This is a genomic window from Breznakia blatticola (assembly GCF_004365815.1).
In the GTDB taxonomy this organism is placed as follows: domain Bacteria; phylum Bacillota_I; class Bacilli_A; order Erysipelotrichales; family Erysipelotrichaceae; genus Breznakia; species Breznakia blatticola.
The window spans coordinates 11,395-29,699 of the sequence record NZ_SODD01000033.1 but is presented as its reverse complement, the minus strand read 5'-3'; the positions used below and the strand labels follow the sequence as shown (position 1 = coordinate 29,699).

The following is an 18,305-nucleotide window of genomic DNA, read 5'->3' as shown; positions in this document are numbered from 1 at the left end:
TCACAATTGGGAACGATTTAGAAATCGAGTACTTTATGCAATCAATGATGATAGTACCTATCGTATATATTCCACAAAGCTATAAAGGACTAGCCCATATGGGTTAGTCCTCTTAAGAAGTTTGGGGTACTTTTCACCCCAACTTATTTACTTGTGTTTTTTCTGCTCACCCCAAGTTTCTGCGGTGTGCCATCAAAAGTAAAACTCAGCAACTATAAAAGTCGCTGAGTTTTTTAGTCCTCTTTATTAGAAATTCGAAAGAAGGTAAAAAATATATATCCAACACCAATAAAGAAGCACAAACTAACCATATCCATTAGATATCGTAGAATTGCTTGTATCATAAAATGTCTCCTTTATTTTTATTGTAGTTCTTTTCTATCTTTTCGTCGGTAGTATTCATTCATACCAATAAGTATAAAAATCCCAAGGGATGCAAGAATGACACACAAATATCGTACTTGACTCATAGATTCTTCAGCACTTGCTTCGATCGAAATATAATCTGCTTTTACATTTACATCAATGGATGTATCTCCACAAATATCTTGTTTTTCTTTCTCACAAAGTGTCGTCGTTCCTTCATTTTGAATGTGCATTGTATTATCTTTTACTTTCACAACAGACTCATTACTACTTAACCAACGTTCTTCATTTGTAGAAGTATTTGTATTAGAAGAAAAGGTAAAGTAATCTGCTTCTAAATGTGGATGTAATTGTTGCAAATCCACATGTTTTTCAGCAACCACAATTGTGTATTTTGCAAGTTCTAAATGATTTTCTGTTTCTACAACAAGTTCAACATTCCCTGGTTGTAAGGCTTTAATTTGTCCACCTTGCAGTAAACCAACCGTTTCTTCATTGGATAACGTAAAATCAAGTGCAGATAATTCATAATCTGCAAGATCATCTTTAATAATTTGAATATTCTTCCCTACACTTGTTAGTACATACATTTCATTTCTTTCAGGTAAATGATACCCGAGCGTATACTTATCATTCTGATTTTCTGGTATGCAATCAATTGCATCTTTTTGTAGATTACAAACACCAGCAGATAAAGGCAGTGAAAGTGCAAAAGCAACTTTCAACATTGCTAGTTTATTAATGAACATGTTCCCCTCCATTTATCTATCCTCAACAAATTTCATTCTATCAAATATCTAAATACTTATCAATCATAATAATCACAAACTAAAATAAATATTTATAACGATATTTGGACATGTTTTATATACGTTTTGAACGTATTGATTTCTCTAGTATGCCATGTATATACAAATCAAAATAACTATATGTCATAAACAAACAGTTTTTTGTATTCAAAAGAAAAGAAGCTATCCAAATTTGGATAACCTCTCATTCATTTTATCTTCTTTGTCTACGATAGAATGTGTAAACCCATACCATCATTGATAATCCAAGTACAAGTAACCACCACTGTACTTGCGATGTATCTTGTGCTTGTACAGTTGATGTATGACTTTCTTTTTGCTTGTCATCATCTTTTGTAGCTGGTAGTGTTTCAACTACTTCTTTTTCTGGTTGTTTGTCATCTGGATTTGTCGGAGTTTCACCTTCCGGATCCTTTGGTGTTTCTTCTGGATCTTTAATTTCTGGTGTCTTCTCTACTTCTTTGAATTCAACTTCAATCGTATGATCTGCACTTACATCTGTGAAGCTGTAGGATTCAACCACTCCTACATCTACACCATCTACTATTACTTTTGCAATTTCATAGTCTGTATCTGCACTGAAACTAAAACTTGCATTCATACCTGCTTCTACTAACACTTCACCACTTGGCGAAATCGAACCATGTTGTCCTGCGGTTGCTTGAATTGTGTAGAATGTAACTTCTTCTTTTGCACGTTTTACTTGAATCATAGCATCCGTACTATTTCCTGCTAAATCTCGTGATGTAATCGTAATCATTGCTTCCTCTTGGTTTTCTGGTAAACATCCAACCAATGTAAAGTTTCCTTCTGCATCAGCTGTTTGTTCACTTGCAGTTGCAAGATTCATATGCATAAATAGTCCTGCTTCTGTAGTTCCAGTGACTGTAAAATTACCTTCTTCATCAGTTGTAATAACTCCATCTTCTGTATCCACAAATAAATTTGGTGCTTGATTGTCCACTTGTGAAATATAACTATAGAAACTACTATCACCATATGCATTAGTAGCTACAACTACAACTTGTGCATAGGATGTATCTGCTTCATGGCTAACACTTGTGGTAAAGCTTGCTTCGCTTGTTGTACTGTTTATAACACTTGCATCATTGATACGTACTTCATAACTACAATCTTGATCACTTTGGATATGTAAATCATATGTTCCTGTTGATAATACAGTTAAATCATCTGCAGCGCTATTAAATGTCGTTGCATTTGCAAATTGGACATCGAGTGTTGGATATGTCGCTTTTCGTAGTTGTTTTATTTCACTAACATATGAAGTTCCACTAATTGAAACTTCTTTACCAAGTGCCTTTGATTTCACAGTAACAAATGGCGTAATTTGCAGTTTGTATGATTTTCCACCTTCTAATCCCGAAAGCACTGCTTCATATGTATCATCATTTGAAGCACTTGCATCAATCGTATAAATTACTGGTGCATCATTTAATGCAACATCACTTCCATCAATACTTCCTTCTTTACGGTATACTTGGTTTCCATCTTCATCAAGTACACGTATTTCATAACTTGCTGCTTCATTATTTGCATTACTTGAAGCTTTCCAAGTTGCTTTGAAGGTATCACTTCCATGATCTTCAAAAACAAATTCTTCAACTGGGCTAGGCATATTTGCATTCGTAAATGTAATCGTATTGGTTTGATCTACGATTTTACTAAATACACTTCGTGCATTTTCATTTGTTTGCTCATAGTTACCATCTTCAGTTTGACGAACAGATTTTGCTTGTTGGTTATCACTTTCTGTATAAGTACCTTGAAGTACTCCATGTACATAGTACTCTCCACTTGCTAAATTAGAAGCAAAGCTATCTAAATCAACAGCAATTTGACCTGTGATTTTACCATCAACAATTGAAGTGGAATCTACTTCATAATTCCCTACATAAATTCCTTCATCACTGATATCATTTTTATCTTTATCCACATATACATCAACACTATAACTTTGTGTATCATCTAAATTTTGTAACGTGAAGTCCACTTGTTTGTTGGCATACGTAAAGTTACTGATTTCTTCCATCGGTTTTGCATTTAAACGCGTTACTGCAATCGATGATCCATCTTTTGAACGCACTTTCCATTTCGCACTTAAATTTCCATCCAGATTTACCATCATGGATTTCTCAGTTTCACTTACAACATCAAGTGCATTTACATGTGCGTAACTTAGTTCTTCTTCCGTATACGGTTGTGTATCACTTGCTGCTGTAGTACGCGGGAAATGCAGTGTATATGGAACATAACTTTGACTTGTTTCATCAAAGTATTCCACGATTACTTGATCACGTGTTCCGTTGATTGTTAAGAATTCGGTATCACGTACATTATCATACGTGTATTCGGTTTGTGGCATACGCATAAAGGCAAATGGCATTTGTGGATCAACAACTTCTACGTTGGTTCCAAAACTCATCAGTCCTACTGCATTATGATTTTCATCATAGATCACTTGGTCATGTACTGGCGAATTGTCTAGTAAAGAACGGAAGAAACTTACTTTCTTGTTTCCCCAACTGTAACGAACCCCAAATCCAATTCCAATAATCTTAAATTTTCCATGAATGTTATCACTTGAGATTCCAAGATTAATATCTAATAACTTAATTGGACCTACGCTAAACAGTCCTAAATTGATCTTTGGAATTTGAAGTCGTGCATATAAACTACCACTAAAGGTTGGACGCTTCTTCACAAAGTCATATCCAATAGATCCTTTTCCACCTCCACGGATAAATTCCGTGTCTTTGAAAATTTGGGCATCTACTTCATATTTTAATTCCATTGCTTGTTCTGAAAGATATAATCCTCCACCAAGTTTATTGAATGGTTCAAATTTAATGCTTCCAAGTTCAAATGAAGGACTTGCATCAAATGAGAACTCCGTTGGTCCTGCATTAATTTGCCCTTTCATATTTAACACTTCAAAGAAAGCCATGCTTGCTTTAATATTTGCGACAATCGGTGGATACACTTTATAGTTTTTATCAATTGTATCTTTTAATCCGGTGAAACCACCACCTCCACCAGTTAATTCCATGATGTTTGGTGGAATTACAGGAATTCCACTTCCCCCAACATAGAAATCAAGGGTGTCAGGCACAAGTGCTCCTGAACTTATTGGTGCAAGCGCTAGTTCTCCTTCAAATTCAAAAACGTTAAAATCTACACTTGCTTCAAATTCATATGTTCTTTCAAATGTATTAATGTTGGCTTGTGCTCTTGCGCTCAATTCCATGAATGGGATTGAATTTTCTGAAAGTTCAGCACTTCCATTTGCAATCGCACCTTTGACTTTCATCGCTCCATTTTCAACTGCCATGTGAAGTTGTTGTAACTCGACCATTGCTAAAGGAACACTTGAGAATGGAACATCAATACTCATCTTTCCACCAAAAACAATTTTTCCTTTTAGTAGAACAATATCTTCTAGTTCAACTGCTGTACCTGAAATTACTTTCACTTTTTTAATTTGGTTAAGTCCTTCTGTACCTGACCAACCTAAACGGATGTTCTCTTTTCCTTCTATATCGTATCCATCCGTTGTATATGCAACACCTTTATCTAGACGTAAAGAGAATTCTCGATCTTTTGATTTGAAGAATTGGAAACCTGCTGTAGATAATTCTCCACTTTCTCCTGCAAGCAATATTCCATCTTTGTCTTGTTGTAGGGTAATATTACTATCACCATACGCTGTATAGGTAATTACACCATTCATCAGTGTTTGACCTTCTAATAATTCATAAATTTCCGTCTCACGATTATATTGAATCGAACCTTTTAACGTAATTAACAATTCTTTTCCACTTGTTTTTTCAAGTAGATCTTGTTGGGAATCTGCTAAGACAATTTTATGTGTCTTTCCTTCTTGCGTAATTCCGACAATTGAGAATGGTTCATAACGTAATTTCTCATTTGTATATACTTTATACTTTACTGTATGTGTTCCAACTGTAATGTATAAATAGCCAAAGTCATCTTGCACATCAAATGTTTTTGCAATTTCTTTTTTTGTTTCTTCATCTAATGCAACTTTTAGTTGTCTACCTTGTTCCGTTACGACAGCTTTGCTTGGATCAATGCTTACATTTTCTTCAATGTTACTTGAACCACCAATACGAATCGTTTGAATTTGTTTCTTCAGTGTTTCATCTTCTAAGGCATCTAAACCATCTTCACCTTTAATTTGTCCAAGATTTTTTCCTCGTACATAGATTTCAGTTAAATCATAAATAATTGAATGATCTGAGAATAAATAATCAATTTCATATGATTCATATAACTTCTTTTCGTAAAGTGGTAATGTGTACGTTCTTTCTTCCTTTTGATTTTTATCATAAGCTGGAAGTGTGAAAGCAATACTTGCTTGGTAACCCACATTTCGATTTTGAATTTGTGAATCCACTTTAATGTTTGTAGCATCCACTCCTTCAAGTTGACCTACAGTAAACCCACGATATGCTTGGATGGATTGGACATCCAATTTAATGCGTTGACCAGGAGCAACATCTTTTGCAATCAGCTTATTTCCATATAGTTCAAACGCACTATTTGTACTACGAATATAATCCATGTCACCTAAATCAATTTCAACTCGATAACTTGGTTTCTTTTTCACATTTACATATATAATGAAGTCTTTTTCACCTTCAGGAACTGTAAATGAAATCGTACTTTCTTCACCAAATGATTTGATGTGTGTATCTGTAAACACATTTACTGGAGTTTCTTCGGTTTTTTCTAGTTCAAAATTGTAATCGCGCTCATATACTTCAACTGCATCTAAATAGTAATCACTATAATCCACACGTGCATCGATTGTAACTGTATCATTTGCATATACAGAATTTGTCGATACTGTAGCGTTTGTTAGATATTCACGATTTTCTTTTCCTAGAATTGAGATGCTTCTTTGACTTTTACTAATTGCTTCAACATAAATTGTCACATTTCCTTTTGGCATAAGGAAACGATATGTTTCACTCTTCACATCGTATGTATATGGAACTTCTATGTCAGTTCCATCACGCTTTACACGTAATTGCAATTTATGTGTATCCGTATTTTTAACTTTCGCACCTTTGAAAGCAACAACTTCATATGGCGCAAAACTTGTTTTTGCTTGTCCATCGACATCCGTAATTTCTAGTGTTTTTGATTCGGTTGTTGCACTTGCATCTATGTCGGCTTTTACACTATATTCGCTTTCATCAAGAGATGCTTGAAAATGAATTGGACGAGTTGCCTCATTTGAGCGCGTCGTTGATGATTTTTCTAACCATACATATACATCATACGTAGTCCCTTTTACTAAGTCGGTTGGTGCAATGCTAAGTTTTGTAAGATCGCTAGAACTTCCGCGACTGACAATCGTACGTACTCCATTTTCATCGGTATCAACAACTTTGTATTTTAGATAATAAGAACCAGGATTTGCGCCTTCTGGTAATTGGCTTTGAATAGAAAACTCACGCTCGAGTAGCAATCCATCTTTCAAAATATCTTGGCTACTGTCTTTAAGACCAGCAATGGTTAATGAACCAACATTCGCTTCAATATCTGCGACATTATCTTGAGTCAATGTAAGTTTTTCTGATTGAATATCTACAATATTTTTTACTTGAAGTTTTGTAATTGGACGGAAATACATATACGTATCTGGATCCATTGGCAAAATGGTATTCGCGAATACTTTCTCGCTATCATTTTTTGCAAATTGATAAAAGAAATCATAAACTGTCGGCTTTCCATCTTGTATCGTTCGTAAGAAATATGGTGCCTCTGATACAAATAAACGATTTGGTTTCCCTAGGTATTCCGTTAGAAAACTACTTGCAGCACCTCTACCAACAGCACCACCTTCATAATACTGTGTAGTTCCTGTTTCTTCTGCTGTTTTTTGATCACTACCAAATCCAATTAGACGCTTTTGTGCATCTTGATTTTTTGAATTTGATTTTTCAATTGCATTGGTAATGTAATACGGTAAGAAGAAACGTCCATCCGTTTCATCATATAGTTTGACAGTTTGTCCATTGTACTCTTTTGATCCAGAATAACTCACAACATGTGAAGTTGGCATATTCACTAATTCTGAGGAATTGAAATTTGTGGCAAATGAGTCGCTTCCTTCACCGTTCATATAGAGATTTAAATCGGAGTTTGACCAAAGCAACCCATCTTTTGCATCTATAGTATTTGGATTCTGGAATCGATTGATTTTAAATAGTTCATTGGCAACTAATAGAACTTCACCTGTTTTTTCTCCAGGAAGTACATCCCAAAGGAAACGACGACTTTTGTTTTCGTGCCAGTATGTAAATACATTAGGAAATCCAAATGGTGCTGTATCTTTTGAAACCCATTCTGCACTGTAATCAGGCACAGTTCCAGAACCAAGTCTAACTTTCTTTTTCACTCCTAGAGTGTTTTTCGTATCAGTTCCTGATAGATATCCAAGTAGATCAACACCATCATTTACATCACCTTTTTTTGTAACAAAAGTATCTTGATAGTTTTCAGTAGACGATGCTTGTGTCGCAATCTTTTCAGTTGCTTTCACTTCTTTTTTTGCTGTATATCCAACAATCGTTGAAATGTATGGTTCTGTTTCTGTTAATGCACCTTCAAAAGTTACTGCTAATGCAGCATCTTCAAGTGAGTCATCCTTTGTCGCATACGCAAATTGTTTATTTTGCATTTGTGCAAGTGAACCAATTTGTACTTTGCTTGTACAACTTGAAAACTGTCCATAGACTGACCCGTCATTATCACTACTTACAAATCCAGTTGGTATTTTATCTGTAAACGTTGTTGCTTGCTTAACTTCTGTGTCATCAAAATATAACGTTTGCGAATCTTTATACGTAATCGGAATGATGCTCATTGCTTTTACATTTGTTAGTGGTACTCCATTTTCAAATGCATCATAGCGAATACTTACACCATAGCTTTTTTGATCATCACTTTCAACGAAGGAAATCGATTGTACAATTTGGTATTGTTTTACATACCAAACACTTTGAATAGCACCTTCATCATCAATTGTTGGTGCTTCAAACATCGTTTCAAGTGCTACATCACTTGAACCATATGTATATACCTTTCCTTCAATTTCAAATATTGTCGTTCCCAATCGATCCTCATGAGGTTCATCATGACATTCTAAAATGGCAAAACGACCATTATCTTTATCCACATACACCGTGGTATTTTCTTTCGTACTTGTTACGTATTCCGTTAGTTTTGCATCCTTTGGTAGGATGGGTAGCTGTAAACTTGTAAGCACAATAAAAACGGATAACAGTACAACTGTAATCTTTTTCATACTACATCTCCCTTCGATATGTTCAATTATACACATAATTCATGCCATTCTAGAGGGGTACACCAATCCTTTCAGTAGCGCGAAAAGTTGTTGACAACGTATAATGGCTATGGTAAAGAATAGAAGACTTGAACGGGGGGATTTTATCATATGAGCATGACACAATTGATACGAATCGCAATTTGTGAAGATAATACTGCTGATGCTACACATCTTAAACAATTACTTGCACAAAGTGGATTTGAAACGCAAATTGAAGCATTTACAAGTGGTGAAGAGTTTATTGAACACATGCAACCATTTATCTATGACGTTATTTTCTTAGATATTTGCATGAAAGAAATTAATGGGATTACGCTTGCCGAGCACATTCGCAAACAAGACAGCCATACCCAACTTGTATTTACAACATCGAATAATGAATATGCGCTTGTTGGATATCGTGTACAAGCCCTACAATACCTAATCAAACCCGTAAAATCAGAGGACATCAATCAAGTACTCCAACAAGTACGTAAACAAAAAGAAGATGTACGATACATTCCATTTGTGAGTGAAGGAAAGCGGATTGATGTTGCTTGCCAGCGAATTATGTATATTGAAATCTATGGAAAGAACACAATGATTCATACTACAGATGGTCCAATATGTGTACACCTATCAATCGATGTAATGTCACAATTATTACCATCATCATTTGTGCGCACACATCGCTCCTACATCGTAAACTTCAACTACGTAAAAAAACTTGAAGAAGACTTCATTATGGAAAATGGAGCTAAAATTTATATTCGAAAGAAAGGTGCAGAAGAAATCAAGCAGAAATGGCACGATTTCTTAATTGAAAGCACGCGTGGTGATTCTCATGACATTTGATATGTTTAGCTATGTTCATGGAATCATTATCTTAATGATTGGTGTGTTATTAAGTTTTTATCCCGTTCGCAAGGAACTGGTCGTTTCATTATCTAGTGTTCTAGTTACTTCCTTTATGGCAAGTTGTATCTTTGCACTAATAAGTGCACTTGCAGATGGATATGTATTCAATTTATTACTACCAATCTTTTTGATTTGTGGCTTGTTGTATCATCACCATGTGCTTCAAGTGTCGATATATAAAAGTGCCTTTGTTGTTGCACTTGCTACCAACGTCTTTGTATTGCTAGCCTTATTATCTGATGGCTTAATCGCCTTTGCCTATGGATTTACATCTATGGCAAATTTAGATTATGACACAATTATGATGATTTGGAGTACCATTTGTATGATTATTGGAGGATGCATCGCACAATTTGTCTTGTCGAATTTTGTATATTCCACTATTGAGAAATTACAATTAACAAATTGGAAAACCTATTGGTTACTTCCTACTGTCTTCACGATTGCAATTACATCAATCGGTTTTACAAGTATTGCAAAACCAATTATCTTTACATTGTATATGTGTGTAATGGCAGTTGTTGAAGTAGTAACCATCAGTGTGCTATTTCACTTAATTGAAGTCAATGTAGATACGGCACAAACGATTTCCAAATTACAAGGTGAGAAAAAACACTTAGAGATTTTACACGATGAATATGAAACAATTCGTCGCTACTTTGAAAAATCGCAACAACTCCGTCACGATCAAAAACATCAATATCGTTTGATGCACACCTTGCTGCAACAAAATGCATATGATGAATTGAATGACTACATATCAAGTTTGAGTGAAAGTATTGCAACCAGTGATCATGTACGTTTCACAAATAACATTAATTTAAATGCAATTTTAAACTTCTATTATGATGTTGCTAGTCATGCAAATATCCAAACGCGCATTGCTTGTGATTTACCAACTGAAATTACTGCAGTTAAAGATAGTGATTTATGCATTGTCGTTGGTAATTTACTAGAAAATGCAATTGAGAGTTGTAGTGACATAAATGAAGCTACAAATATTAAATTACATATGTGTATTACAAGAGAAAACCTTGTAATTACGATGGATAATAGTTGTCATGGTTCCAATATTCAAAAGCATGAGGATACCTACATTTCTTCAAAAGTAAATGCACCTTCTGGCATTGGACTTTCTTCAATTTCAACCATTGTTAGTTCATATAATGGATATTGTAAGTTTTCAAATGATCGTAACCAGTTTTACAGTTCAATAGTGATTCCATTAACCGCTATATAATCATCTAGACACCGTAAAAAGGTGTCTTTTTTACACGAAAAAAGGACCAACCCAAAGGGTCAGTCCTGAAGTAATCGAAGAGGAACATCTCCGTTGCTTATATCATATTACGATTTTTTTCGTTTCTTTCTACTAAATAGTACACCGATTACTGCAAGAGAACCAACTAGTGCAAATGTGTTACGAAGCACACTTTTACTTACTTTTTGTGTTCCTGTACTTACATTAGAACCACTACCTTTTGTAGATGTATTGTTTCCTTTGCTTGGTAAACTTGGATCGGTTGGTTTGCTAGGATCCACGATTGGTGGAACACTCGGATCTTTTGGTGGTGTTGTATCGTCTTTTGGTGGCGTTACAACATCTTTTTTCCAAATTGCATATAATTCCACATTTGCACCACTGATTGTTAGTGAAGCATTAGAATCATACATAGTTCCTGAACCATCTTTGCTTGTATTCCAACCAACAAATGTGTATCCTTCACGTTTGAATGTTGAACCATCTAAGACAAGAACAACCTCATCTTTATTAAAGAATTCCACTTTCACAGCTTTGTATGAACCATCCGCTTCAATTACATAGTACGTAATTGAATATTTCACTACTGGTGTGTCAGCTATGAATTCCCAAGTTCCTGTAGCTGTTGCATCTTGTTTGTTGATGGTAATGCTGTCCATTCCATATCCTTTGAATACCCATTTTCCACCAGTGACAGTTACACTTGTTGATGTTGGTTGTACTAGTGTTACGACATTTCCATTAACAAGTTGTTCATGTTTTTGTGGTAGTAGGTTTAATACTTCAAGTGGAAGAGGACTTCCATCATTTGATACGAATGTGTAATCTACTTCATATTCATTTGCAGTGAAACGCCATGTTCCTGTGAATGTTTCATTTTTACCTGCAATTGTATATGTGTTCACATTGTATCCAACAAATTCCCAAACGCCATCTTTTGCAGCATCTACATACGTTGTTTGACTTGGAAGGGTTGCATTTACAACGTCTGTATCATGCACATTTTGATGTTCTGTTGGCAAGAAGTCCATCAACTCACTTGGTAGTGAAATACTTGGATCTTCACTTTCGAATTTGTAGTTTACGACATATTCATTAACTACTGGGTTTGCAATATATTCCCATTCTCCAGTGAATGTCGCACTTGCTTTATTAATGACAATTGGATCTGTATCATAACCATTAAATACCCATTTACCATCACTTACCACGACCTCATCAACTAACGGTTGTGTAGCAACTACGCTATCACCATGTACTTTTCCTGTATGTTTACTTGGTAGTAAATCCGTCACATCACTTGGTAATACACTTCTATCTTTTGCGACGAATTTGTAATCTACTTCGTATGTGTTTGCCACGAATTTCCATGTACCAGTAAATGTTGCATTGGCTTTATTAATGGTAATTGAATCTACATCATAGCCAACAAATTGCCATGTTCCATCTTTTGTATTATCTACTACGGATGTTACTGTAGGATCTACTTTGTTTACGGTTGCTCCATTGGCTACATTTGTATGTTTGCTTGGTAATAAAGCTGTTACATCACTTGGTAAAGTACTCCCATCATTTGATACGAACTTGTAATCTACTTCAAATGTATTTGGCACAAACTTCCATGTTCCAGTAAAGGTTGCATTGGCTTTATTAATTGTAATGCTATCTACATCATAGCCAACAAATTGCCATGTTCCACCTTTGGCATTATCGACCACAGATGTTGTTGTAGGATCTACTTTGTTTACCGTTACACCATTGGCTACATTTGTATGTTTGCTTGGTAATAAATCTGTTACATCACTAGGTAAAGTACTTCCATCGTTTGATACGAACTTGTAATCTACTTCAAATGTATTTGGCACAAATTTCCATGTTCCGGTAAATGTTGCATTGGCTTTGTTGATGGTAATGGTATTTACATCATAACCAACAAATTGCCATGTACCACCTTTGGCATTATCCACCACAGATGTGGATGTAGGATCTACTTTGTTTACTGTTGCTCCATTTGCTACATTTGTATGTTTGCTAGGTAGTAAATCAGTCACATCACTTGGTAATGTTAAGCTAGGATCTTGCGATACGAATGTATAGTTTACTTCGTACACTGCATCTTTTGTCCACTGTGCATATAGGATGGTATCACTTGAAATTGTAAATGTATCTCCAGCATTATACGCAATTCCTTTACCATCAGCTTTGGTGTTCCATCCAGCAAACGTATAACCATCACGAACAAGATCACCTACCGCTTTTGCTTGAATTGAATCTGTTGCAAGATATGGACTACTTGTATCAACTGGTACACTACCACTTGTATGTCCATTTCCATCATATGTTAAGGTAAATTTTTCTGCTTCTGCATCTACTTTTTCCCAAAGAGACCACATAATCATATTGTTTGTGATTGTGACGTATTGTCCTTCTTTGTAGATGATTGGTGCAGAGACCATTCGGTTTGTCCAACCAACAAATTTATATCCTTCTTTTTTCATGTCACCAGGACCTTTTAGTTGAACTAGATCTCCATTTTTATATGGTGAGCTTGCATCAACTGGTGCACTTCCTGTGACTGCGCTATCAGCAGCATAGTAAACAACTGTCCACTCTTTTGAAGTATCTGTTATTTTTTCCCATTTAGCGTATAGCTTTAATTGACTTGTCATAATTACTGGATCATTTTCTTTATATGTTTTTCCAGAACCATCAGCTTCTGTATTCCATCCTTTGAACTCATATCCATCTTTTACTAAGTCACCTTTATATGCTAATTTTGCACGTTCGTTTTCATTGTACTCTTTTGGATCTACTGGAACACTTCCATGTGTATGTCCATTTCCATCATAGATAATTTTCTTTGCTGGAACCCATTGTGCATATAAATCAACATCTTCACGAATCGTGAATGTTGCATTTGGTTTATATAATGTTCCAGAGTAATCTTCTTTTGTGTTCCATCCTAAGAAGAAATGATTTTCTTTTACAAGGTCCACATTGTCTTTTACAGTTACATTATCATTTTTCACATAAATCGAACTGTCTGTTGGTACATTACCACTTTCTGCTTGTGTTCCATGATATGTAACATGTAGTTCTTTTGACCACTGTGCATATAGTATAGTGTCATTTAAGATATTGAATGTTTCATTTGGTTGATAACTATCTCCAGAACCTTTAGGACTTGTATTCCATCCAGTAAAGATATATCCATCTTTTACTAGATCAAGTTTATCTGCAACAACAACTGGATCTTTTAATGTATATGGTGAACCTGTATCTACTGGTACACTTCCACTTGTTGCTCCATTTGCATCATAACTTACAGATAATGGAATACTCTTATCACGCCACTGTGCATACAATGTTACATCTCCATCAAATTGTACCACTTGATCTGGTTGGTATGTAATTCCTCTACCATCTGCTTGTGTATTCCAACCAACGAATTCAAATCCATTTTTTAGTAGTGTTCCTTGGCCAAGGATTGTTGCTTTTTCACTTCCTTTATATGGAGCATTAATATCGATTGGTTTTGAACCTGCAGTTTGTCCATTTCCGTTGTATGTGATGTTGTATGTGACATCATTTTCATCAACCCATTGTGGATAGAATAACACATTGCTTGTGACGACCATGTATTGTCCAGGTTTGTAGATTTTTGATCCACCAACAGCAATATTTCTCCATCCTGCAAAGATGTATCCATCTCTTTCTAAGTCACCTTTATCCATGACTTTTACAAGCGAACCATACTCATACGGTGAGTTTGCATCAACTGGTGCACTACCTGCAGTTGCTTGACTTCTACTATATACAACAGTTACATCTTCTTCTTTATCTTCAAGTTTTTTCCACTGTGCATATAGTGTCAAATCTTCTTTAATCATAAATTGTGCATTTAGTTTGTATGTTGTTCCGGATCCATCTGGTTCTGTATTCCATGAATCAAATTCATAGTTTTCTTTAACTAGTGTTCCATAATCAAGTGCTTTAATGACATCGATATCTGCATAACGGTTAGTATCCACTGGTGCACTACCATGTGTATTTCCGTTTCCATCATAATACATATGTAATTCAGGTTTCCAGTATGCATATAAGTCTACATCCCCTTTAATTGGGATACTGCTTCCTTCTTTGTATACTCCACCTGTATAATCTTCTGATGTACTCCATCCACGATGTACATAGCCATCTTTTTCTAAACCTGCACTGTTAAGTATATCTGCACGTTCTCCAGCAATGTATTGTTTTGTGTCAACTGGAGTATCGCCTTCTGTAGCATCCATGTTGTGATATGTTACAGTGTATAGTTTTGAAAACTGTGCATATAATGTAACATCATCTACAGCTACAAATGTATCATCTGCTACATAGTTAGTACCACTACCGTCTGCTTTGGTATTCCAACCAACAAAACGGTATCCATCTTTTACTAAATCCGTGTTATCTAATACAGTAACTTCACTGTTCACAGTATATGGAGAATCACTATCTACTGGTACACTTCCACTTGTTGCATCATTTGCATCATAAACTACGTTTAGTTTTGTGTTTGTATCACGCCACTGTGCATAAAGTACAGTATTTCTTACTAGATAATATTCATCGCCTTCTTGGTACATATCTCCACTACCGTCTGCTTTGGTATTCCAACCAATAAATGTTTTACCAGTATTCTTCATAGTTGCTGTACCTAATACTTTTACTTTACTTTTCTTAGCATAGGTTGCATTTGTATCAACTGGTGCAGCACCTGCAGTCATACCATTTCCATCATAAGTAATCGTATGTTGTTCTGTAACAACTGCTTGTGGTAATTCTAAATGCCAAACTCCACCACCAAACGTTGTTGTATACATGTATTTTGGATCACGACTATCTTCAATAACACGAGTCGGTACAGTAAACTGGAATCCGTCTAGTTTAATCCAGTCATCAAATGTTGTATCTGCACCTTTGTATGATACATATACTTCTCCACCTGTCGTATTACATAAATACAGTACATTATCGTTACGGCTATCTACTTGTAAATCATATACGTTTTCATTAGAAGGATAAATCAGTTTCCAAGTATGACCATCGTCACCTGAAACCCATCCTCCACCGAATTCACGTTTTCCTGGCGTACCGTTTAGTGAAGCTACTTTACCAGAAGCATAGATATTTCCTTTACTATCAAATGAAACACCACTGAATACAGATACATAGTCGTTACCTTTCCAGCTTGATTCCATATTTGCATTACTATTTGCATTACTTGGCATCGATGCTAATTTTGTCCATGTATCTTGTCCACGTTCTAAGTAATATACTGGACCATCTCCTGGGTGATAATCAATTAGTGCAAGTTTTCCTTCTTCAGTTCCAGTTTTTGCTCCTCCACCCATTTGGGCAAATACAACATAAAGTCTTGAGTAATCTGCATTGTATTCTAAACGCCAAGGCATTTGATATGGTTCATCTTCCATTCCCATATTGTATTTTTCCCAATGGATTCCTCCATCGGTTGAACGATACACACCATATCCAATACATGATGCATAGACAACTCGTTTATCGATTTCTTTTGGACTGTTTGGATCAATTACAACACTTGTGACCATTGCACGGTCAGGTAATCCAGTAATCCCATCATCTTCACGCACGGGTTGAGTTCCTAGTGTACCTGTTGCACTCCAAGTTGCACCACCATCAGTTGAACGCAACATTCCTCCAACCCATCTAAATCCTGTTTTATTTTCATCTTGCTTTGTCAAATCAGCTAATTTCAAAATATCGATGATATACGTACCAATATTTAAATCATGGCATCCATTCATTCCGGCAAATACAAGCCCTTCAATATCTGGGTCAAACTCTAATGAATATGCTGAATTTGAATAGTAGCTTTGGTGTGGAATCCCATTATTTTGCGAACGTCTCCATGTATCTCCACCATCTTTTGATTCAAATAAACCAACATCTGAGTAACTAATAAACATATGATTTTCATCAAATGGGTCAACATCTACATCCCAACTTGTGATTTGGTCAACTCCACGCGTTTTTCCAAATGCAGTTTCTGCATCAAAATCACTGTTTGTATCATACCAAGTGGCTCCTCCATCTCTTGATATGTATGCATTACCATGTGTCGATACCATGACGATATCTGGATTTGACTTACAAACAGAAATTCCTCGGTTCAATCCATTCCATGCGACAGATAAACTTCTTGCACTAAAAAGTTCGGTCCAGTTATGTTCAACAATGTTTTTTGAATCCCAACCTTTCAGTACTGTTTCCCATGTTTTTCCACCGTCTGTTGATTTTGTAACTCCAGTTCCTAATGAGTTATGTTTTCCTTTAGACGATGTATAAGTTAAATAAACATTTTCATCATATACTGCAACACCATAATAGGTAATATCACTACCTGCCTCTGGTTCTACAGAACCATTTGAAATGTTTGTCCATGTTCTACCTTCATCCTCTGTTTTCATTAAATCAAGGTAGGTATATACTTCATTTCCATTCTTATCATACGTAATAATATTTTCAATTGCATAAATCACCATTTTTTTAGTGACTGGATCATAATACATATCTCCATTTCTTGAAGTCATAGTTGATAAGGTTTTATATGTTTTACTTCCATTATCAATGATTTCAAAAAATCCATCACTCGTATATAAACCAATACGTCTTTCATCTTTTGGTGATTCTGGATCAATATGTATTTTTACATATTTCTCAATACTTGTTGGTGAGTATTGCCATGCAGACATTGTATTCATCGGCCACTGTGCAAGTACTTCCCAAGTTTTTCCATTATCGGTTGTTTTTACTAATTCAGGTACTGCTTGATCTTTTTGCCCTCTTTGGAAATAGTAAATTGTATTTGGGTCATCTGGATCCACCTCTAAAGCCATTACACGGCTTTTTGGCGTTGCACTTGCATCATGGTAAGTGAATTCCACCCCTTCTTGAATCCCTGATACGGTTTCTTTAATATTCTCTTTTGTTGGATAGAAACGTTCGTAATCTAATCCTTTGTTGTGAGAAACCCAAATATGTGTGTTATACGCATACACAACATTTGGATCATGTTTACTAAATGAGAACTTTGCACTTCCACCTAGGTTTCTTTGCACCCAACTTTTCCCACCATCAACTGATGTAAACGAACCTGACATATCTGTTGTCATAAGTAAGTTGTTTTCATCTTGCGGGTTTACGATAGGGTTGAATAAAGCCCCACCTCCACCAGGTCCAATCGTATGTGCATCAAGATCTGATGACTGAGTTGTTATCTCATTTTCTTTTCTAAGCACGGACAAGTCCTGTCCAAAAAGCACACTTAGATCACTTAATAACATCCCCATTATGACTACGACAATCATAATGCTCTTCGAAATGTATTTCTTCATAATCCTTCCTTTCTTATATCTACTTGTGTAGTACGTATCAAAAAAGCACTACAAAAGCCCCTGAAACTTTTCTCCAGTACATATAAGACAATAGAATTAAAAAAAACTCTCACTTTTTCCTTTGGTGAGAGTTATCGATACAAATACATGTTCGC

Annotated in this window: 5 protein-coding genes; 2 read left to right on the top strand and 3 right to left on the bottom strand. The window is 35.5% G+C overall.

Annotated features, from left to right (window positions below; genetic code table 11):
- Positions 1–362: 362 nt before the first annotated feature.
- Together EDD63_RS08560 and EDD63_RS08555 are read right to left on the bottom strand one after the other, a co-directional pair.
- Positions 363–1,115, bottom strand: a complete 753-nt coding sequence (locus EDD63_RS08560) for a hypothetical protein (protein ID WP_134170460.1) — start codon at positions 1,113–1,115, stop codon at positions 363–365.
- A 253-nt stretch (positions 1,116–1,368) separates the two neighbouring features.
- Positions 1,369–8,532 (bottom strand): hypothetical protein, encoded by a 7,164-nt coding sequence (locus EDD63_RS08555; protein WP_134170458.1) that lies wholly within the window; start codon positions 8,530–8,532, stop codon positions 1,369–1,371.
- A 150-nt stretch (positions 8,533–8,682) separates the two neighbouring features.
- On the opposite strand from EDD63_RS08555, the gene EDD63_RS08550 reads away from it, so the two are divergent.
- Positions 8,683–9,408 carry a LytR/AlgR family response regulator transcription factor gene (locus EDD63_RS08550; protein ID WP_134170456.1) on the top strand — a complete coding sequence of 242 codons (726 nt, stop codon included), beginning with the start codon at positions 8,683–8,685 and terminating at the stop codon, positions 9,406–9,408.
- The gene (locus EDD63_RS08545; RefSeq protein ID WP_134170454.1) at positions 9,398–10,711 is read left to right on the top strand and encodes a sensor histidine kinase; all 1,314 of its coding nucleotides are present in this window, start codon (positions 9,398–9,400) and stop codon (positions 10,709–10,711) included. The genes EDD63_RS08550 and EDD63_RS08545 overlap by 11 nt, the downstream gene beginning before the upstream one ends.
- Before the next feature lie 107 nt (positions 10,712–10,818).
- Here the strand turns inward: EDD63_RS08545 and EDD63_RS08540 are convergent, their stop codons facing one another.
- Positions 10,819–18,150 carry an InlB B-repeat-containing protein gene (locus EDD63_RS08540; protein WP_134170452.1) on the bottom strand — a complete coding sequence of 2,444 codons (7,332 nt, stop codon included), beginning with the start codon at positions 18,148–18,150 and terminating at the stop codon, positions 10,819–10,821.
- Positions 18,151–18,305: the final 155 nt, after the last annotated feature.